This window comes from Pedococcus ginsenosidimutans (assembly GCF_039544395.1).
Lineage (GTDB): Bacteria > Actinomycetota > Actinomycetes > Actinomycetales > Dermatophilaceae > Pedococcus > Pedococcus ginsenosidimutans.
This window is the reverse complement of the sequence record NZ_BAABLO010000013.1, coordinates 160172-180697: the sequence shown is the minus strand read 5'-3', so window position 1 is coordinate 180697 and position 20526 is coordinate 160172. Positions and strand designations below refer to the sequence as shown.

Annotated in this window: 17 protein-coding genes and 1 riboswitch; of the genes, 4 read left to right on the top strand and 13 right to left on the bottom strand. The window is 72.8% G+C overall.

Translation table 11 applies throughout. The features are described 5' to 3' along the window. Positions 1-23: 23 nt before the first annotated feature. The gene (locus ABEA42_RS17750) at positions 24-1286 is read left to right on the top strand and encodes a dipeptidase (RefSeq protein ID WP_345505212.1); all 1263 of its coding nucleotides are present in this window, start codon (positions 24-26) and stop codon (positions 1284-1286) included. Here the strand turns inward: ABEA42_RS17750 and ABEA42_RS17745 are convergent. From ABEA42_RS17745 to kdpF, 7 genes are read right to left on the bottom strand one after another with little or no spacing between them, the layout of a single operon-like run. Beyond that, positions 1283-1948, bottom strand: coding sequence for an ion channel (locus ABEA42_RS17745; protein ID WP_345505211.1), 666 nt, complete (start codon positions 1946-1948; stop codon positions 1283-1285). The two genes, ABEA42_RS17750 and ABEA42_RS17745, sit on opposite strands and share 4 nt — an antisense overlap. Positions 1949-1972: 24 nt before the next feature. Further along, on the bottom strand, positions 1973-2662 hold the full coding sequence (locus ABEA42_RS17740; RefSeq protein ID WP_345505210.1) for a response regulator transcription factor: 690 nt from the start codon (positions 2660-2662) through the stop codon (positions 1973-1975). Beyond that, complete coding sequence (locus ABEA42_RS17735; protein ID WP_345505209.1) at positions 2659-5208, bottom strand: DUF4118 domain-containing protein; 2550 nt, start codon at positions 5206-5208, stop codon at positions 2659-2661. Before ABEA42_RS17735 ends, ABEA42_RS17740 begins: the two co-directional genes overlap by 4 nt. Beyond that, complete coding sequence (kdpC, locus tag ABEA42_RS17730) at positions 5205-5771, bottom strand: potassium-transporting ATPase subunit KdpC (protein WP_345505208.1); 567 nt, start codon at positions 5769-5771, stop codon at positions 5205-5207. Before kdpC ends, ABEA42_RS17735 begins: the two co-directional genes overlap by 4 nt. 3 nt (positions 5772-5774) lie before the next feature. Further along, positions 5775-7799 (bottom strand): potassium-transporting ATPase subunit KdpB, encoded by a 2025-nt coding sequence (gene kdpB, locus ABEA42_RS17725; RefSeq protein ID WP_345505207.1) that lies wholly within the window; start codon positions 7797-7799, stop codon positions 5775-5777. Next, the gene (gene kdpA / locus ABEA42_RS17720) at positions 7796-9445 is read right to left on the bottom strand and encodes a potassium-transporting ATPase subunit KdpA (protein WP_345505206.1); all 1650 of its coding nucleotides are present in this window, start codon (positions 9443-9445) and stop codon (positions 7796-7798) included. The genes kdpB and kdpA overlap by 4 nt, the downstream gene beginning before the upstream one ends. Continuing rightward, entirely contained in the window at positions 9445-9543 is a 99-nt protein-coding gene (kdpF, locus tag ABEA42_RS17715; RefSeq protein ID WP_345505205.1) for a K(+)-transporting ATPase subunit F, read from the bottom strand. Before kdpF ends, kdpA begins: the two co-directional genes overlap by 1 nt. A gap of 174 nt (positions 9544-9717) precedes the next feature. On the opposite strand from kdpF, the gene ABEA42_RS17710 reads away from it, so the two are divergent. Both ABEA42_RS17710 and ABEA42_RS17705 read left to right on the top strand, forming a co-directional pair. Beyond that, on the top strand, positions 9718-10497 hold the full coding sequence (locus tag ABEA42_RS17710; protein WP_345505204.1) for a DUF4118 domain-containing protein: 780 nt from the start codon (positions 9718-9720) through the stop codon (positions 10495-10497). A gap of 104 nt (positions 10498-10601) precedes the next feature. Then, complete coding sequence (locus tag ABEA42_RS17705) at positions 10602-11018, top strand: hypothetical protein (protein ID WP_345505203.1); 417 nt, start codon at positions 10602-10604, stop codon at positions 11016-11018. 27 nt (positions 11019-11045) lie between these two features. Here the strand turns inward: ABEA42_RS17705 and ABEA42_RS17700 are convergent, their stop codons facing one another. Genes ABEA42_RS17700 through ABEA42_RS17685 form a run of 4 tightly spaced genes read right to left on the bottom strand, consistent with a single transcriptional unit; the run spans position 11046 to position 15924 of the window. After that, entirely contained in the window at positions 11046-12365 is a 1320-nt protein-coding gene (locus ABEA42_RS17700) for a multidrug effflux MFS transporter (RefSeq protein ID WP_345505202.1), read from the bottom strand. A 52-nt stretch (positions 12366-12417) separates the two neighbouring features. Continuing rightward, positions 12418-12621, bottom strand: a complete 204-nt coding sequence (locus ABEA42_RS17695) for a DUF6186 family protein (RefSeq protein ID WP_345505201.1) — start codon at positions 12619-12621, stop codon at positions 12418-12420. Next, entirely contained in the window at positions 12618-13148 is a 531-nt protein-coding gene (locus ABEA42_RS17690) for a hypothetical protein (RefSeq protein ID WP_345505200.1), read from the bottom strand. The genes ABEA42_RS17695 and ABEA42_RS17690 overlap by 4 nt, the downstream gene beginning before the upstream one ends. Positions 13149-13197: 49 nt before the next feature. Beyond that, entirely contained in the window at positions 13198-15924 is a 2727-nt protein-coding gene (locus ABEA42_RS17685; RefSeq protein ID WP_345505199.1) for a DNA translocase FtsK, read from the bottom strand. 340 nt (positions 15925-16264) lie between these two features. Then, a riboswitch (SAM riboswitch) is annotated at positions 16265-16377 on the top strand. A gap of 41 nt (positions 16378-16418) precedes the next feature. On the opposite strand from ABEA42_RS17685, the gene ABEA42_RS17680 reads away from it, so the two are divergent. Beyond that, a complete protein-coding gene (locus ABEA42_RS17680; protein ID WP_345505198.1) occupies positions 16419-17861 on the top strand; it encodes an aminotransferase class V-fold PLP-dependent enzyme in 1443 nt (480 codons plus the stop codon). A gap of 22 nt (positions 17862-17883) precedes the next feature. On the opposite strand, the gene ABEA42_RS17675 is transcribed toward ABEA42_RS17680, so the two are convergent. After that, entirely contained in the window at positions 17884-19569 is a 1686-nt protein-coding gene (locus ABEA42_RS17675) for a ribonuclease J (protein WP_345505197.1), read from the bottom strand. Then, positions 19566-20456, bottom strand: a complete 891-nt coding sequence (dapA, locus tag ABEA42_RS17670) for a 4-hydroxy-tetrahydrodipicolinate synthase (RefSeq protein WP_345505196.1) — start codon at positions 20454-20456, stop codon at positions 19566-19568. Before dapA ends, ABEA42_RS17675 begins: the two co-directional genes overlap by 4 nt. Positions 20457-20526: the final 70 nt, after the last annotated feature.

Sequence of the window (20526 nt, the reverse complement as noted above, 5' to 3'; positions counted from 1 at the left end):
CTACGGGTGGGTAGCGTGGCTCCATGACCACCACGAGCACCACGCCGACACCGACCTCCGAGCGTGTGGCCGCGCTGCTGGCCCACCACCCCGTGGTCGACGGCCACAACGACCTCCTCTGGGCGGCCCGCGAGCTCGTGGGCTACGACTTCGACCGCCTCGACGTCGGGGCCGGCGGCACGCCGACCCACACCGACCTGCCCCGGATGCGGCGCGGCGGGGTCGGGGCGCAGTTCTGGTCGGTCTTCGTCCCCGCGAGCCTCACGGGGGACGACGCGGTGAGCGCGACGCTGGAGCAGGTCGACGCGGGCCACCAGCTCGTGGCGAGGTATGCCGACGAGCTCGCCTTCGCGCGGACGGCGGACGACGTGCGGACGGTCTGGGCGTCGGGCCGGATCGCGTCCCTGCTCGGCGCGGAGGGCGGACACTCGATCAACAACTCGCTCGCGACGCTGCGGATGCTGCGGGTCCTCGGTGTCGGCTACATGACGCTCACCCACAACAGCAACGTCGACTGGGCCGACTCGGCCACCGACGAACCGGTCCTGGGTGGGCTCTCACGGTTCGGCGTCGAGGTGGTGCGGGAGATGAACCGCATCGGCATGCTCGTCGACCTCTCGCACGTCTCCCCCGACACGATGCGCGACGCGCTGAGGGTCGCCGAGGTGCCCGCGATCTTCAGCCACTCCTCGGCCCGCGCCGTCTGCGACAGCCCCCGCAACGCGCCCGACGACGTGCTCGAGTCGCTGCGTGACAACCGCGGCGTCTGCATGGTCACCTTCGTCCCGACCTTCGTGAACCCCGCCGCCGCGGCCTGGCGCCAGGAGCTCAACGCCGTCGCCGCCGAGCAGGGAGTCATGCCTGCCGACGCCGGGTACAGCGACTTCTACGACGCGTACAAGTTGCAGCACCCGACCCCGAAGGCGACCCTCGACGACGTCGTCGCCCACGTCGAGCACGTCCGCGAGGTCGCCGGGGTCGACCACGTCGGTCTCGGGGGCGACTACGACGGTGTCGCGGAGCTGCCCGAGGGGCTCGAGGACGTCACCGGCTACCCCCGCCTCCTCGAGGCCCTCGCCGACCGCGGCTGGTCCGACGACGACCTCGCCAAGCTCACCAGCGGCAACGTCCTGCGGGTCATGCAGGACGCCGAGGACGGGGCCCGCGCGCTGCAGGAGCAGCGGGGCCCGAGCCTGGCCACGATCGCGGAGCTCGACGGCACCGCCGGGACCGGCGGCTCCGCCGACGAGGGCGCCCCCGCGGGCAAGGGCACCCCGGCGTCCTAGGTGTTGCGCCAGCGGGTGATGGTCAGCCCGACGACGCGGGCGATGATCAGCGCGACGTACATGACGCCGGCCACCTGCTCGACGATGACCACCGACCGGGCGTGCGGCAGGACCGCGGTCACGTCGGAGAGCCCGACGCTGGTCAGGTTGGCGAAGGACAGGTAGAGCAGCTCGAGGAACGTCCTGTGGCCCCCGCCCTGGTAGGCGATGAACGACCCCGGGTAGACGACCTGCAGCGCCATGAACAGGTAGGCGAACATCCACGAGACGACGGTGAAGTTGGCGCCTACGGCGAAGATCTCGTCGCGGGTCACCCAGGAGTCGTCGAACAGGTAGCGGATGAGGCCGTACCCGGTGTAGCCGTAGAACGCGGCGTGCAGGAGCGCCGACCAGAACACCACCTGGTGGTTGGTCGGGACGAACCCCTCGGCGATGGTGAGGCCGACGACCGGGACCCCCAGCACCACCGCCACCCAGGTGAGCGCCGGTGTGGCGCGCACGGCGTACACGGCGACGGCCAGCACGAGCACCCCGAACAGGCCGATGAGCGTGCGCCCCAGGGGTGTGTCCCCGGCGAAGGGGTAGGCGAGCACCGCGAGCAGCTGGGCCACCAGGAGCACCCCGCTCGGGTGGCCCTTGACGGCGTTGAACCAGCGGCGCATGGCGACCACCCTAGGTGGGCGTGGTCAGCCCTGCGCTGCGACCAGCCGGTAGCCCTGACCCGGTTCGGTCAGCAGGTGGCGCGGTCGGGTGGGGTCCGGCTCGAGCTTGCGGCGCAGCTGGTTGGCGTAGACGCGCAGGTAGTTGGACTCGCGCCCGTAGCCCGGGCCCCACACCTCGCGCAGGAGGTCCCGCTGCGAGACGAGGTGGCCGGGGTGGCGGGCGAGGACCTCGAGCAGGCTCCACTCGGTGGGGGTGAGCCGCACCTCGGACCCGGCCACCACGGCGCGGCGCTCGGCGAAGTCGAGGGTGAAGTGCGCGGCGGCGAACGTCGGCACGGTCGAGGGCGACCCGCTCTCACCGCGGCGCAGGGCGACCCTGATGCGGGCCAGCAGCTCGTCCATCGCGAAGGGCTTGGTGACGTAGTCGTCGGCGCCGAGGTCGAGCGCCTCCACCTTGTCGACGGAGTCGGTCCGGGCCGACAGGACGATGACCGGCACGTCGAAGGACTGCCGCAGCCGCCGCAGGACCTCGACCCCGTCGAGGTCGGGGAGCCCGAGGTCGAGGACGACGAGGTCGATCGACCCGTCGTGCAGCGCCTGCAGGGCACTGCGACCGTCACCGGCCGTCTCGACGGCGTAGTCACGGGCCCGGAGGTTGATCGCGAGGGTCCGCAGGAGGTGGGGTTCGTCGTCGACCACCAGGACCGTGCTCACGTCGCCATCCTGTCAGGGACAGTGGGCGCCTCCGTGCCGTCGGTGGACCGGGAGCCCTCCTCGTGGCGGGGCAGGTCGAGGACGACCGTCAGGCCGCCGCCGGGGGTGTCCTCGGCGACGATCGTGCCGCCCAGCGCCTCCACGAGCCCGCGCGCGACAGCCAGCCCGAGCCCGACGCCGGTGCCGCGGGGCGCGTCACCGAACCGCTGGAACGGCGCGAAGATCGTCTCCTTGGCCCCCTCGGGGACCCCGACACCGCGGTCGACGACCCGCACCTGCACGCGGTCGGCCGTCGCCGACGCGGCCACCACCACCTCCCCGCCGGAGTGCCGCAGGGCGTTCTCGAGCACGTTGGCGAGGACGCGGTCGAGCAGCCCGGGGTCCGCCGAGGCGGGTGGCAGCGCCGCGTCGATCGTGAGCCGTACCCGGCCGCCTCCCGGCAGCAGCGCGGCGGCCGCGGTCACGGCCTCGTCGAGGTGCACCGCGGCCAGGCGCGGCACGACGGCCCCGCTCTGCAGCCGTGACATGTCGAGCAGGTTGGTCACGAGCACGGTGAGGCGGTCGGTGGAGTCCTCGATGGTCTCGAGCAGGTCCGCGCGGTCCTGCTCGCCGAAGACCACGTCCGGCTGGCGCAGGCTCGAGGCCGCGGCCTTGATGCTGGCCAACGGCGTGCGCAGGTCGTGCGACACGGCCGCGAGCAGCGCCGTCCTCGCGCGGTTGTCCTTGGCGAGCGCCCGGCCTGCGTCGGCGAGCCGGACCAGCTCCTCCCGGCGCAGGATCGCTCCCACCCGCACCGCGAACGCCGACACCAGCCGGCGGTCCTGGGCCGAGACGACCCGTCCGACGAGGACGAGCGAGGTCGTGTCGTCGACCGGGGCCCGCACGGACGCGTCCTGCACGGCCTCGACACCGAAGCCCTCGGTGGCGGCGAGCACCTGCCACGGGTCGCGGACCGTGGGGCGCCGGACCACACCGGCCGCGTCGACGCCGAAGAACTCGACGACCTGGCGCAGGAGCGCCGGCAGCTGGTCGCGCTCCCCCAGCAGCGACTCCGCCGAGGCCGCGAGCGCGGCGGCCTCGCGCTGGGCCTCCCGGGCGGCAGCGGCCCGTCGTTCGCTGAGGTGCACCACGGAAGAGACGGCCACGGCCACGAGCAGGAAGACTGCGAGCGCGACGAGGTTCTCGGGGTCCGAGATCGTCAGGGTGTGGACCGGCGGGGTGAAGAACCAGTTGATCGTGGTGCTGCCCAGGACCGCGGCGGCGACCGCCGGCCAGACACCACCGACCAGGGCCGTTCCCACCGTGAGCAAGAGGTACAGCAGCACCTCGAGCGGCAGGTCGTGCCAGGCCGGGGTGAGGTGCAGGACGGCCGTGAGCACCGCGGTCCCCACGACGGCCAGCGCCCAGCCGAGCGCCGTACGGCGACGGCCCAGCTCCGGGCCGAACCGCCACGGGGCGCGCACCGTACGGGTGAGCTCGTGGGTCACGAGGTGGACGTCGATCTCCCCGGCGCCCTCCACGACCTTCTGCCCCACCCCCGGCGAGAGCACCTCCTGCCACCGCTTGCGCCGCGAGGCGCCGATGACGACCTGTCGCGCCGAGACACCGCGGGCGAAGTCGAGCAGCGCCGTCGCGGTGTCCTCCCCCTTGACGCTGTGGAACGTCCCCCCGAGCTCGACGGTCATCCTGCGCAGGTCGTCGAGCTGCTCGAGCCGGGCGTCGACCAGCCCGTCCGGCGGGGTGACGTAGACCGCGAGCAGCTCACCCCCCGCCCCCCGCGAGGCGATCTGGGCGGCCCGGCGCAGGAGGGTGCGGCCCTCGGCGTCGCCGGTGAGGGCGACCACGACCCGCTCCCGGGTCGGCCACGGCTCGGTGATGCCCCGGTCGGTGCGGTAGCGGTCGAGCCCCTCCTCGACGCGGTCGGCCAGCCACAGCAGCGACAGCTCGCGCAGGGCGGTGAGGTTGCCCTCGCGGAAGTAGTTGGCCAGGGCCGCGTCCACGCGCTCGGCCGCGTAGACGTTGCCGTGGGCGAGGCGTCGGCGCAGGGCCTGCGGGGACATGTCGACGAGCTCGAGCTGGTCGGCCCCGCGGACGACCTCGTCGGGGACGGTCTCCTGCTGGCGGATCCCCGTGATCGACTCGACCACGTCGTTGAGCGACTCCAGGTGCTGGATGTTCACGGTCGAGACGACGTCGATGCCGGCCGCGAGGATCTCCTCGACGTCCTCCCACCGCTTGGCGTGCGGGCTCCCCGGCACGTTGGTGTGGGCGAGCTCGTCGACGAGGACCACCTGCGGGCGGCGGGCGACCACCGCAGCGACGTCGAGCTCGGTGAGCGTCGACCCGCGGTGCTCGACGGTCCGTCGCGGCACCTGCTCGAGCCCCTCCATGAGCGCGGCGGTGTAGGCGCGGGCGTGGCTCTCGCACACGCCGATGACGACGTCCGTCCCGCGGGCTCGGCGGCGGTGCCCCTCGGAGAGCATGGCGACGGTCTTCCCGACGCCGGGTGCGGCGCCGAGGTAGACCCGCAGCACTCCTCTGCTCACCGCCCCATTCTCTCCAGAGCCAGGTTGAGCTCGAGGACGTTGACGCGGGGCTCGCCGAGGAACCCCATCACCCGGCCCTGCGTGTGCTGCTCGACCAGCCGCTCCACGGCGGTCTCGGGGAGGCCGTTGGCCACCGCCACCCGGTGCACCTGCGCCAGGGCGTTGGCAGGCGAGACATGGGGGTCGAGACCGCTCGCAGAGGCGGTGAGGGCGTCCGCCGGTGCGGCGACGCCGTACGCCGCCCGGTAGGCCGCCGCGCGCTCCCGGACCGCCTTCACCTGGTCGGCGGAGGACGCGGCGAGGTTCGAGCCACCGCTGCTGCTCCCGGCATACGCGCTCGACGACGGGCGCCCGGTGAACCAGCGGTCACCCTGGAAGTCCTGCCCCAGCAGGCTGGAGCCGACGACGGCACCGTCGCGCCGGACGAGCGAGCCGTCGGCCTGGCCCGACAGGCCGACCCGGCCCACGGCCCACACGGCGGCCGGGTAGAGGACTCCGAGCAGGACGGTCAGGACGAGCAGCATCCGGGCGGACGCGAGCAGCTGGCGGGTGGTCGAGGTCATGGTTCAGGCCAATCCGGGGAGGAGGGAGACGACCAGGTCGATCGCCTTGATCCCGACGAAGGGTGCGACGACGCCACCCACGCCGTAGACGAGGAGGTTGCGCCGCAGCAGGGCTGCGGCGTTGGAGGGCGTGTAGCGAACCCCCTTGAGGGCCAACGGGATCAGCGCGACGATCACGAGCGCGTTGAACACGACTGCCGAGAGCATCGCCGACTCGGGTGAGTGCAGCCGCATGACGTTGAGCGCATCGAGACCCGGGAAGAGCCCGACGAACATCGCCGGGATGATGGCGAAGTACTTGGCGATGTCGTTGGCGATGGAGAACGTCGTCAGCGCGCCACGCGTGATGAGCAGCTGCTTGCCGATCTCGACCACGTCGATGAGCTTGGTCGGGTCGGAGTCGAGGTCGACCATGTTGCCGGCCTCCTTCGCCGCAGCCGTGCCGGAGTTCATCGCGACACCGACGTCGGCCTGCGCGAGGGCGGGCGCGTCGTTGGTGCCGTCGCCGGTCATCGCGACGAGCCGCCCACCCTCCTGCTCGGCCCGGATGAGGCGCATCTTGTCCTCGGGCGTGGCCTCGGCCAGGAAGTCGTCGACCCCGGCCTCGGCGGCGATGGACTTGGCGGTCAGCGCGTTGTCGCCCGTGATCATCACCGTGCGGATCCCCATGCGCCGCAACACGTCGAACCGCTCACGCATACCCGGCTTCACGACGTCCTTGAGGTGCACGACACCGAGGGCCACCGCCGGCTGCGTGCCGAGCTGGCGCGCGACCACCAGGGGGGTGCCGCCGGCGCTGCTGATCGCGTCGACGACGACCTGCACCTCCGGCGGCACGGCGCCGCCGGTCTCCGCGACCCAGGCCCGGACCGCCGACCCCGCGCCCTTGCGGATCCGGGTGCCGTCGGGGAGGTCGACTCCCGACATCCGGGTCGTCGCGCTGAACTCCACGAAGCAGGCGCCGTCGCGGCCCAGCGCCTCGGCCGTGCGCCCACCGTCCACGCCGTACTCGGTGTGCGCGAGCTCGACGACGGACTTGCCCTCGGGGGTGGCGTCCGCGAGCGAGGCCAGGTGCGCGGCGTCCGCGAGGTCGTGCGCGGCGACCTCGCCGACCGGGCGCAGCTCGGTCGCGCGCCGGTTCCCGAAGGTGATGGTGCCGGTCTTGTCCAGCAGCAGGGTCGACACGTCACCGGCGGCCTCGACCGCCCGGCCCGACATCGCGAGGACGTTGCGCTGCACGAGCCGGTCCATGCCCGCGATGCCGATCGCCGACAGCAGGGCCCCGATCGTCGTGGGGATGAGGCACACGAGCAGCGCGACGAGGACGACCACGGGTTGGGTCCGCCCGGAGTAGGCGGCCAGCGGCTGGATCGCCATGACCGTGACGAGGAAGACGATGGTCAGGGTCGTGAGGAGGATCGTCAGGGCGATCTCGTTGGGCGTCTTCTGCCGCTGGGCGCCCTCCACGAGCGCGATCATCCGGTCGATGAAGCTCTCCCCCGGCCGCGTCGTGATCCGCACGACGACCTCGTCCGACAGGACGGTGGTGCCGCCGGTCACGGCGCTGCGGTCGCCGCCCGCCTCGCGGATCACCGGCGCCGACTCCCCCGTGATGGCGGACTCGTCGACGGTGGCCACGCCCTCGACGACCTCGCCGTCACCGGGAACGACCTCGCCGGCCGACACGACGACGACGTCACCGACCGAGAGCTCGCTGCCGGGCACCTGGTCCTCGGTGCCGTCGTCGCGCCGACGACGGGCTGTCGTCTCGCGCTTGGTCGCGCGCAGGCTCGCGGCCTGCGCCTTGCCGCGGCCCTCGGCGACGGCCTCGGCCGCGTTCGCGAAGAGCACGGTGGCCCACAGCCACCCGGCGACGGACCAGGCGAACACGCTGGGGTGGAACGCGGCCAGCACCGTGGTCAGGACCGAGCCGGCCCAGACCACGAAGATGACCGGAGCCCGCCACAGGTGGCGCGGGTCGAGCTTGGTGAACGCCTGGGCGACGACCGTGGACAGGGGGACGGTCATGACAGTGCCTCCGCGATGGGACCGAGGGCCAGCGCCGGGAAGAAGGTGAGCCCGGCGACGACGACGGCGATGCCCGTCAGCAGCCCGACGAACAGTGGGGTGTGGGTCGGCATCGTCCCGGCGGTGGCGGGACGGGTGCGCTGCTCGAGCAGCAGGCCGGCGAGCCGCAGGACGAGCAGCATCGGCACGAACCGGCCGAGGAACATGCACGCGGCGAGGGTGAGGTTGTACCAGGGCGTGTCCGCGGTGAGCCCGGCGAACGCGCTGCCGTTGTTGTTCGCGGCCGACGCGTACGCGTACAGCACCTCGGTGAGCCCGTGGGGACCGGAGGCCAGCATGGTCGACCTGGGGCCGTCCATGACCAGCGACAGCCCGGTGAGCACGAGGACCAGCACCGGCATCACGAGCACGTACAGCGCGGCGCACGTCATCTCCCGCCGGCCGATGGTCTTGCCGAGGTACTCCGGGGTGCGCCCGACCATGAGCCCGGCCACGAAGACCGAGAGCAGGGCGATGACGACGATGCCGTAGAGCCCCGACCCCACCCCGCCGGGAGAGACCTCTCCGAGGACCATGTTCGTGAGCACGACGCCTCCGCCGAGGGGGCTGTAGCTCTCGTGCATCGAGTTGACGGCCCCGGTCGAGGTGCTCGTCGTGGAGGCGGCGAACAGGCTCGAGGCCCACACGCCGAAGCGCTGCTCCTTGCCCTCCATCGAACCGGTCACCGCACCACCGGCGTGGACCTCGGCCCACGTCGTGAGGGCCACGCCGGCACCCCACAGCGTCGCGGCGAACCCGCCCAGCGCCCAGCCCTGCCGGCGGTCGCCGACCATGAGGCCGTACGTGCGGGTGAGGGCGAACGGGATGACGAGCAGCAGGAAGACCTCGAACAGGTTGGTGAGCGCGTTGGGGTTCTCGAACGGGTGGGCCGAGTTGGCGTTGAAGTAGCCGCCGCCGTTGGTGCCCAGCTCCTTGACGGCCTCCTGCGACGCGACCAGGCCACCCCGTACCACCTGCGCCGCTCCAGAGAGCCCCGTGACGGTCGTGGGTGCGGTGAGGTTCTGGACGACACCGCCGGCCACGAGCACCACGGCCGCGACGAACGAGGCCGGCAGGAGCACCCGGACCACACCACGCACGAGGTCGACCCAGAAGTTGCCGAGGTCGTGGCCGACCTGTCGCACCAGGGCACGGATGAGGGCGACCGCCACCGCCATGCCGACCGCCGCGGAGACGAAGTTCTGGACCGTCAGCCCGAGGGTCTGGACGAGCGGGGTCGCGCCCACCTCGCCGGCATACGACTGCCAGTTGGTGTTGGTCACGAAGGAGACCGCGGTGTTCGCCGCCGTCGTCAGCCCCATCCCCGCCGCTCCCTGCCGCAGCGGCAGGTGGGTCTGGGCCACGATGAGCGTGAAGAGGACGGCGATGCCGGCGACGGAGAAGGCCACGACGCTCGTCGCGTAGGCACGCCAGCCCTGCTGCGAGTCCGGGTCGACCCGCACCAGGGCGTAGACGACGCGCTCGACGCGCCAGTGCCTGGTGTCGGTGAACACCCGCGCCATCCACGCGCCCACGGGGTGGTAGGCGGCGGCCAGGAGCGCCACCAGCAGGCCGATGGTCAGCAACCCGCTGACGGTCTGCGACATCAGAAGCGGTCCGGTCGGACGAGCGCGTAGACGAGGTACGCGACGAGGGCGGTGCCGACGAGTGCGGCCACGAGGTTTTCGATCACGACGCCAGTCAAGGGCCGGTGCGCCGCCGGGTGAGCCGCCTTGACGGCGTGCTGACGGGCGTTGACGCGTTCTTGACGGGGCACGCGTACTGCGCCGGGGCCGCGTACGCCACCGCCTCCGTGGCCGCCGTATGCAAGGCGTAAAGACCCTTGACCGGCAACAAGATCCGGGGGCCTCATGGAGGTGTGCGAATCGACGACATCCTCACGAACCGCCGGTCGGTGGTCGCGGCAGTGGCCCTGGCGCTGCCGTTCGCGCTGTGTGCCTCGCTGGCCGCGGCAGGGCGACCTGTCCCCGACGCCAGCGTGGTCGTCGGACTCGCGCTCGTCATCGTGGCGGCGTCGGCGACCGGCCTGCGCTCGGCCGGCCTGTGCGCGGCGGTCTCGAGCGCGGCGAGCTTCGACTACTTCATGACCCAGCCCTACGACAGCCTCGCGATCCACAGCGCCGAGGACGTCCAGGTCGCCGTGCTCCTCCTGCTCGTCGGGTTCGCGGTCAACGAGCTCGCCCTGTGGGGCCAGCGCCAGCGCGCCGAGCTGGGGCGCGAGCGCGGCTACCTCGACGGCGTCATGGCGACGGCCGAGTCGGTGGCGACCCCGGGCGGTGAGCCCGAGCGCGTCACGGCCGCCGTCGCAGCCCGCCTTCGCGACGTGCTGCGCCTCGACTCGTGCGAGTACCACGCGTCGACCCACCTGCCCGGGGGTCCGGTGCTGGGACGGGACGGCTCGGTGACCCGGTCCGGGCTCACCCTCGACGTCGACCGCAGCGGGCTTCCCATCGACGAGGTCATCCTCCTGCCCGTGCAGGTGGGCGGTCGGCAGCGCGGCTACTTCACCCTCACCGCGGCCTCGCGCGTCTCCCGTCCCAGCGTGCAGCAGCGCCGGGTCGCGGTCCTGCTCGCCGACCAGCTGTCGGCCCTGCTCGACCCCGGCCTGCACGAGGACCGGCCACACCGGGTTCCCTGAACGGCCACACCCGCGCGGATCCAGCCCCTACCCTCACCGTCAGGCACCACCGGTCCGGGCCGATGCGCCCGCATCGGCCTCGAGACCGGGTACGAGGGGGAGACATGGAGACACCGACACGGGCAGGGACGCAGGAGCCGTCAGGCGGCCCGTCGACGGCGGACGAGCCGAGCCAGTTCGGACCGCCGTCGCCGCTGGAGCCGCTGGCCATGGCGATGGAGCTGGGCCGACCGGTGAGCCGGGGGTTCGCACTCGCGCTCGTGGCCGTGGTCCTGGCGGCCCTGGCCTGGACGGACCACCGCCAGTCCGTCCGCCTCGACGCCGTCGAGAGCTCCGTGGTCTCGGTGACCTCCTCGGGCGCTCCGGTCTCCGACCCGCAGACCTGCTGGCTGCTCGGGGTCGTGGCCGGGGCGCAGGGCCGGGCCGACCTGGTCAGCCGCCTCGGCTCAAGCGCCGCTGGCGGCGACTGCCAGGTGTACGCCGCGCGAGGCGCGCGCGGGCAGTCCCTCGACGGGGGCTAGGCGCCTCGTCGCGTCCCAGGGGGACGGTCAGGCCGGGACGACCCGTCCCCGCAGCGTCAGCGTCGCGACGACGAGTGCCAAGGAGGCCGTCAGCGCCATGACGAGGGTCATCGGGACGGCCGAGCCCGAGCCCATGGCGCCGATCAGCGGTGCCGCGGCCCCACCGATGACGAACTGTGCGGCGCCCAGCAGGGCTGCGGCCGTGCCCGCGGCCTCGCCGTGGCGCGTGAGCGCGAGAGCCGGCGTGTTGGGGAGGGTCAGGCCGCAGGCGAAGAGGATGAACCACAGCGGCGCCAGGATGAGGGGCAGGCCGCCGAAGCCGGTGGCGGCCGAGGTGAGCATGAGCAGCGCGGCGACGGCCCCGATGGTCACGCCCGCACGCACCAGCAGCCGCGGCTCGAACCGCCGCAGCAGGAACGGGTTGACCTGCGAACCGGTGAGGAACCCCAGCGAGTTGAGCCCGAAGACCAGGCCGAACTGGGCGACGCTCAGGCCGTAGATGTCCTGCAGGACGAACGACGAGCCGCCAATGTAGGAGAACAGCGTCGCGAACATCAGGCCGCTGATGAGCACGAGCCCGACGAAGGTGCGGTCGCGCAGCAGCGAGCCGTAGGTGGCCACCACCGGGCGGAAGGCCAGCCGGCGACGCCGGTGCACCGGCAGGGTCTCCCGCAGCGCGAACGACGCCAGCGTCACCATCATCGTCCCGGCGACGGCCAGCAGGACGAACACGCCTCGCCACGACGTGACCTGGAGGATCGCGCCACCGAGCGTGGGGGCCAGCACCGGGGCCAGGCCCATCACGAGCATCAGGCGCGACAGCATGGTGGCGGCAGCCGACCCGGCGAACTGGTCGCGCACCATGGCCATCGAGACCACGGCGACCGCGGCGTTGCCGAGCCCCTGCAGGACGCGACCGACGGTGAGCACCTGGATGGAGGGCGCGAACGCACAGAACACCGACGCCGCGATGTGCAGCGCGAGGCCCGCGATGAGCGGGCGCCGACGACCCACGGCGTCGGCGAGCGGCCCGACGAGCAGCTGGCCGAGCCCCATACCGAGAAGGATGCCGGTGAGGGTGAGCTGGACGGCCGACTCGGACGCACCGAGGTCGCGGGTGATCGCGGGCAGCGCCGGCAGGTAGGTGTCGATCGTCAGGGGCCCGATGGCGATGAGCGCCCCGAGCACGAGGACGAACCGGACGTAGGCCCCGCCCGAGGGGGTGTCGTCGACGGGCCGCCCCGCAGCGGTGGCGGTCGGGTGGTCGTGGGTGCTGTCGTCGGCGCTGGTGTCGGTGAGGGTCTCGGTGAGGGTCTCGGGGGCTGCGGTCTCGGGGGCTGCGGTCACAGGGTGCGCAACGACGGGACGTGCACCATCCATTCCGTCGGGGGCGCCGGTCTCACGCGGCGAGCAGGAAGTGCCACCCGAGCCACCACCACACGAGCAGCAGGAGCAGCTGGCCCGCGCGGGTGCGCGCAGCCCTCCGCACGACGTCCGACACCCGTGGCACCAGGTCGGGACGACGCGATGCGACTGCCGCCAGGACCACGAGGCAGGTGAGCAGCGCGACGTTGGCCGCCGCGGTCAGGGCCCGGGTCGTCACCGCCGGCTCCCCCGCTCGGCGAGGGCCCGCAGGAGGACCCACCCGACCAGGACCCAGCCGACCGCCACGACCACCCGCACCGGCCGTCCCTCGAGCAGGGGGTCGACCAGGGTGCTCAGCGTCGGGTGGTCCGGGTTGTCTGTCTGCGCGTCCGGCTGGGAGAGCAGGTCACCCAGCTCGAGCAGGCAGCCGGCGAGCAGCGGGACGGTCCAGACCCAGGCGTGCGCGGTCGGCAGCCGCGGCGCTGGTGCGCCCTCCCCCGCCCGCAGCACCACCACGAGGCCCACCACGCCGACCGTGGCCAGCGCCAGCTGGACGGCCGGGGACGCGCGTGGCGCCACGGCCACGACGAGCCCCACGACCGCGGCCGCCACCGGCCCTGCCCACCTCCCGGACAGCCACGGGGGCGGCGTCCGTGGCGGCAGGTCGCGCCGCAGCAGCACGAGCATGAGGACGGCGGTGCCGAGGAAGACCGCCACGTCGACGGCGTTGGCCCGCGCGACGTGGACCACGGCGGCGCCCAGCACGATCCCCAGCGCCGGTCCGGGCCGGGCCCGGGGACGCCTCGGCGGAGACTCAGTCCCGGCCAGTGAGCTCCCAGGCGTCGGCCGGCTCCTCGACCTCCTCGCGGCCGGCGTACTGCGCCGCCACGGGGTCGTTCGCGTAGCGCGCGTCGGGCGCGTAGCCGGGCGAGTAGGTGCCCACGGAGACCTCGTCGGTCCGCTCGGCGTCGACCGGCGGGGCAGGAGCCACGGCGTCGGCCGGGGCCTGCCCGTCGAAGACCGGCTCGGGGTCGGGCACCTCGTCGCCGCGCATCAGCGCCAGCGTCGTGGGCAGGTCGTCCGGCTTCACGAGCACGTCGCGGGCCTTGGAGCCCTCGGACGGGCCGACGACGCCGCGCGACTCGAGCAGGTCCATGAGGCGACCCGCCTTGGCGAACCCGACCCGCAGCTTGCGCTGGAGCATCGACGTCGACCCGAACTGCGTCGTGACGACGAGCTCGGTCGCCTGCAGCAGCAGGTCGAGGTCGTCGCCGATGTCGTCGTCCACCTGCTTCTTCGCCGCGACGACGGTGACGTCCTCGCGGTAGCTGGGCTTGAGCTGGTCGGTGACGTGCTTGACGACGTCCTGGATCTCCGACTCGGTGACCCACGCGCCCTGCACGCGCATCGGCTTGCTCGAGCCCATCGGCAGGAACAGCGCGTCGCCCTGGCCGATGAGCTTCTCCGCGCCGGGCTGGTCGAGGACGACCCGGCTGTCGGCGAGCGAGGAGGTCGCGAACGCCATGCGCGAGGGCACGTTGGCCTTGATGAGGCCGGTGACGACGTCGACCGACGGGCGCTGCGTGGCGAGCACGAGGTGGATGCCGGCGGCCCGTGCGAGCTGGGTGATGCGGACGATCGACTCCTCGACGTCACGCGGGGCGACCATCATGAGGTCGGCGAGCTCGTCGACGATGACGAGGAGGTACGGGTAGGGCTGGATGACCCGCTCGCTGCCCGGCAGCGGCTTGACCTTGCCGGCCTTGACCGCCTTGTTGAAGTCGTCGACGTGCTTGAACCCGAACTGGGCGAGGTCGTCGTAGCGCGTGTCCATCTCCCGCACCACCCACTGCAGGGCCTCGGCGGCCTTCTTGGGGTTGGTGATGATCGGGGTGATGAGGTGCGGGATCCCCTCGTACGCGGTGAGCTCGACGCGCTTGGGGTCGACCAGGACCATGCGGACCTCGTCGGGCGTCGAGCGCATGAGGATCGAGGTGATCATGGAGTTGACGAAGCTGGACTTGCCGGCGCCGGTGGCTCCCGCGACCAGCAGGTGGGGCATCTTGGCCAGGTTGGCGATGACGTAGCCGCCCTCCACGTCCTTGCCGACCCCCATCACCATCGGGTGCTCGTTGCCGCGCGCCGCCTGGCTGCGCAGCACGTCGCCGAGGCTGACCTTCTCGCGGTCGGTGTTGGGGATCTCGATGCCGATGGCCGACTTGCCCGGGATCGGCGACAGGATGCGGACGTCGGCCGAGGCGACGGCGTACGCGATGTTCTTGGACAGGGCGGTGACCCGCTCGACCTTGATGCCGGGGCCGAGCTCGACCTCGTAGCGCGTCACGGTCGGGCCGCGGCTGAAGCCGGTGACCTGGGCGTCGATGTCGAACTGGTCGAGGACCTGGGTCAGCGCCTCGACGACGCGGTCGTTGGCCGCGCTGCGCGACTTGTGCGGCGAGCCCGGCTCGAGCAGCGCGTTGTCGGGCAGCGTGTAGGTGATGTCGCCGGCGAGGGCGAGCTGCTCGACGCGCTGCGGCAGCGGGGTGGTCGGGGGCGCCTCGAGGGCGACCTTCTCGACCACGGGCTGGCGCGCGGGCACGGCGGCCGCGGCGGCACCGGGTGCGAGGACGCCGGGGGCAGTGGGTCGCTTCTCACCGGGGCGCAGCCCCTTGCCGTCGGGGACGACCACGGCGGCCTTCTCGAACGCCTCGTCGCCGTCGAGCGGTCCCTCGGGCTCGATGACCCGACGGCGCCGGCGCGGCTTGTCCTCGACGACCTCGACCGGCTCCGGCTCGGGCATCCCGCGGTGCAGCAGGTGGTCACGCAGCTCGGCGAGCCGCTCGGGGATCATGTGGACGGGCGTGGCGGTCATGACGAGCAGGCCGAAGAACCCGAGCATGAGCAGGATCGGGACCGTGCCGTAGACCGACACCGCCGCCTCGAGCGGGCTCGAGGCGAGGAAGCCGATGATGCCGCCGCCCTCGCGCATCCCGTCGGCCCCCTGGGGAGGGGTCGGGATGCCCTGCGAGACGTGGGCGAGGCCGCAGGCGGCGAAGACGAGGGCACCGAGGCCGATCCCGATCCGCGACGTCGCCCCGTCGTCCTGGGGGGCACGCAGCAGCCGGATGCCGAGGAACAGCAGCAGGAGGGGCACGGCGTACGCGACGCGCCCGAAGGTGCCGGCCACGACTGCGTGGATGACGTCGCCGACCGAGCCCTCGAAGGCCCACCACTCACGGGCCGCGACGAGGATCGCGAGGCCGAGCAGGGTGAAGCCCACGCCGTCGCGACGGTGCTCCGGCTCGAGCTCGCGCGCGCTGCTCCCGACCCGCCGGACGGCGCCGCCGGCCACGTGCGCCATACCCATCCACGTGCCGCGGACGGCGCGCAGCGGCAGGGGCAGGCCACCACCGCTCGCCTTGCCCCGCGCGGGCTGCTTGCGGGGAGTGCTGGACCGACGGTTGGCAGGGCGCGTGGCAGTGCCCTTGCGCGCCTGCCCGGCCGAGGAGGAGCGCGTCGGGGTGGACGGACGTGTGGCCATGGTCCGCAGGCTACGCGACGGCCACACCGGACACACGCGTCACACGCGTCGCAGGCTGCTCAAAATGCCACCGCCGCTCTCCCCCGAACGGGTGAGGGGCGCGCATCACTTCGGACACGGACCGGTCCCAGCCCTGTGCACCGGGACGCGCCGGTGTCACTCTGGGGCTGCGTCTGGCGGGGCCTGCGCCGACGACCGCGGATCCTCACGGAGACCGCTGGGCGTCGGCGCAGGCGCACCAGCCCCGCCCTCTCCTCCGATCCCGGCACGTCTCAGATGACGGGAAGGTCCGTCCGCCTGCTGGAGGCGCCGCACGACGGCCGCTACCGTCGTCGACCAAGGTCATGAGTGTCAGCGCGTAGCCCCGGCTTGCTGACCAGCAACCCTCCACCGCGGTGGGGTGCTCCGGGTGACGACCGGGCCGTCTGCACCAGCAGCCGGCAAGCGCGGACCCGAGCCCAGCCCGGGTCCACCGGACCCAGGAGCTGATCTCCGTGTCGATAGCCAGCACCCCGCCCACCACCGTCGAGGGCACGCCGGCCGCAGCGGCCGTCCGCCGCACCGCTCCCCTGGCCCACGCCCGGGAGCACCTGCGCGCGGTCCCCTCCCTCCCGCTGCCGACCGCGGGCGACGCCGAGTCCCCGGTGGTGCCGGCGGTGCTGTCCGCCGGGCTGCCGGTCCCGACGCTCGACGGCCCCACCGACTACGCCAACTTCGACCACGCGGCGTCGACCCCTGCCCTGGTCAGCGTCAAGGCCGCCGTGGACACCGCGCTGCGGACCTACTCCTCGGTGCACCGCGGCAAGGGCTGGGCTTCCGCGGTCACGAGCGGCTGGTACGAGCAGGCCAGGGCCGAGGTCTCCGCCTTCGTCGGCGCCCGCGAGGGTGACGAGGTCGTCTTCACCCGCAACAGCACCGACTCCTTCACCCTGCTCGCGCGCTCGCTCCCCCGCGACACCTCGGTGTTCGTGTTCGAGTCCGAGCACCACGCCGCACTGCTGCCGTGGAAGGCGCGCCAGACGGTCCGCATCCCCGTGCCCGGCAGCGCCGCCGACGCGGTCGTCCTGCTCGAGGAGGCGCTGCGCACGCGGCACGGCCGGCACCGGCTCGTCGTCCTCACCGGCGCGTCCAACGTCACCGGCGAGCTGTGGCCGGTCCGCGAGCTGGCCGCCGTGGCCCGCCGCGCCGGCGCCCGGGTCGTCCTCGACGCGGCGCAGTACGCCCCGCACCGCCGGGTCGACCTCGACGAGCTCGGCGTCGACTACGTCGTGCTGTCGGGCCACAAGCTCTACGCCCCGTTCGGCGCCGGCGTCCTGGCCGGCCGCGCGGACTGGCTCGACGCCGCCGCGCCCTACCTCCCCGGAGGCGGCGCCACGAGGTCGGTGACCGAGCGAGGGGTGCAGTGGCACACCGGCTCCGCGCGGCACGAGGGCGGCAGCCCCAACGTCATCGGGGCGATCGCCCTGGCCGCCGCCTGCCACGCGCTGCGCGAGCACGCCGAGGCCATCGAGGCCCACGAGGACCGGCTCGGCAAGGCCCTGCTGGAGGGGCTGCGCGAGATCGACGGCGTGCAGACCTACTCGCTGTTCGGGGACGAGCACGAGCGGGTCGCCGTCGCGACGTTCACCGTGGACGGCCTCGACTCCTCGCTCGTCTCGGCCGCGCTGTCGGCCGAGCACGGCATCGGGGTCCGCGACGGCAAGTTCTGCGCCCACCTGTGCGTCGACACCCTGCTCGACGACCCGTACTCGGCGGGGCCGGACACCGCCGTGCGCGCCAGCATCGGCCTGGCCACCACCGCAGCGCACGTCGAGCGGCTGCTCACCGCGGTCGCCGACCTCGCCGCGCACGGGCCGCGGCACGAGTACGCGCACGGCAGCGAGGGGTGGGTGCCGGTCGACGACACCCGAGACCTGGCCCCCGCCCGCCCCTGGTAGGGCGGGCGGACCGCGGCCGGCGTCAGGCCTGGATGACGACCGGGATGATCATCGGGCGGCGGCGGATCTTGCCACCGACCCAGCTGCCGACCGCGCGTCGCACGACCTGCTCGAGCTGGTAGGAGTCGGTGACGCCGTTGCCGGTGGCGTCAGCGAGCGCCTGCTCGATCTTGGGGCGCACCTGGCGGAAGATCTCGTCGTCCTCGGCGAAGCCGCGGGCCTGGATCTCCGGGCCTGCCGCCACCTTCCCGGTGGCCGAGTCCATGACGACGATGACCGAGATGAACCCCTCGTCGCGCAGGATGCGGCGGTCCTTGAGCAGCGCCTCGTCGAACTCGCCGACCGACGAGCCGTCGACGTAGACGTAGCCGCAGTCGACCGCCCCGACGACCTTCGCCCTGCCGTCGACGAGGTCGACGACCACGCCGTCCTCGGCCAGCACCACGCGCTCGCGGGGCACGCCGGTCTGCACGGCCAGCTCGGCGTTGGCGACCAGGTGGCGCCACTCGCCGTGGACCGGCATGACGTTGCGGGGCTTGACGATGTTGTAGCAGTAGAGGAGCTCGCCGGCGCTGGCGTGCCCCGAGACGTGGACCTTGGCGTTGCCCTTGTGGACGACGTTGGCGCCCAGGCGCATGAGGCCGTTGATGACGCGGTAGACGGCGTTCTCGTTGCCGGGGATCAGCGAGGACGCCAGCAGGACCGTGTCGCCCTTGCCGACGTCGATGCGGTGGTCGCGGTTGGCCATCCGCGACAGGGCGGCCATCGGCTCACCCTGCGAGCCGGTGCAGATGAGGACGACCTGGTGGTCGGGGAAGTTGTCGAGCTTCTTGACGTCGACCAGGACGCCGTCGGGGACCTTGAGGTAGCCGAGCTCGGCCGCGATCCCCATGTTGCGCACCATCGAGCGACCCACCATGGCGACCTTGCGCCCGGCCTTCTCCGCGGCGTTGAGCACCTGCTGGACACGGTGCACGTGCGAGGAGAAGCAGGCCACGATGATGCGGCGCTCGGCGTCGCGGAAGACCTTGTCGATGGCCGGGGCGATGTCCTTCTCCGGGGTGGTGAACCCCGGGACCTCGGCGTTGGTCGAGTCGGTCATGAACAGGTCGACGCCCTCCTCACCGAGGCGGGCGAAGGCGCGCAGGTCGGTGAGGCGGTTGTCCAGCGGCAGCTGGTCCATCTTGAAGTCGCCGGTGTGCAGGATCGTGCCGGCAGGCGTGCGGACGAACACGGCGAGGGCGTCCGGGATCGAGTGGTTGACGGCGACGAACTCGCAGTCGAAGACCCCGAGCTTCTCGCGCATGCCCTCCTTCACACCCAGCGTGTAGGGCGTGATGCGGTGCTCCTTGAGCTTGGCCTCGACCAGCGCCAGGGTCAGCATCGAGCCGACGACGGGGATGTCCTTCTTGAGCTTGAGAAGGTAGGGGACGGCACCGATGTGGTCCTCGTGGCCGTGCGTCAGCACGATCGCCTGCACCTGGTCGAGCCGGTCCTCGATGTACTCGAAGTCGGGCAGGATCAGGTCGACGCCCGGCTGGTGGTCCTCGGGGAAGAGCACCCCGCAGTCGATGATGAGCAGCTGGCCCGCGTGCTCGATGACGGCCATGTTGCGGCCGACCTCGCCGAGGCCGCCGAGGGCCACGACGCGCACCCCGTCGGGGGCGAGCTTGGGGGGCAGGTTGAGCTCGGGGTGGGGGTGGCTCACAGCAGACCAGACTCCTTGAGTCCCGTACGGAGGATGTCGAGGTGCTCCGGCGGCGACTCCACCAGCGGGAGGCGCACCGTCGCGTGTTCGATGACGCCGAGCTCCACGAGCGCGGCCTTGGCCATGATGGCCCCCTGGGACGTGCTCATGATCGCGTCGACCGCAGGGACGAGCCGCCGGTGGATTTCGCGGGCGGTGGCCAGGTCGCCCCGGTCCACCGCCTCGATCATCGCGGCGTACTCGCGTCCGGCGACGTGGCCGACGACGCTGACGGTGCCCACTGCCCCGAGGGACAGCCAGGGCAGCGTCGTCGCGTCGTCGCCGGAGAAGTAGATGAGGTCGGTGGTCGCCATCACCTTGGTGGAGGCCCACGGGTCGCCCTTGGCGTCCTTGACGGCGACGATGCTCGGCACGGTGGCCAGCTCGCGCAGCGTCTCGGTGGTGAACGGGATGCCGGTGCGTCCGGGGATGTCGTAGAGCATCACCGGCAGGTCGGTGACCTCGGCGACCGCGCGGCAGTGCGCGACGACCCCGGCCTGGGTGGGCTTGTTGTAGTAGGGCGTGACGAGCAGGAGCCCGGTGGCACCGGCGTCCGCGGCGCGGCGCGCCATGTCGACGCTGTGCGCGGTGGCGTTGGAGCCCACGCCGGCGACGACCTCGGCCCGGTCGCCGACGGTGTCGGCGACCAGCCGCACCATCTCCAGGCTCTCGTCCTCGCTGAGCGTGGCGGACTCGCCGGTGGTGCCGTTGACGACGATCCCGTCGTGGCCGGAGGCGACGAGGTGCTCGGCCAGCCGGCGTGCGCCGTCGGTGTCGAGGCTCCCGTCCGGGCGCATCGGGCTGACCATGGCGGTCAGGAGTCGACCGAACGGTGAGGCTGTACTCATGACCGCAGGCTATCGCCCCGTGGCGGGAGCCCCGGTCCCCGGCGTGTGCGGTGGGCAGGAATGGCGCCAT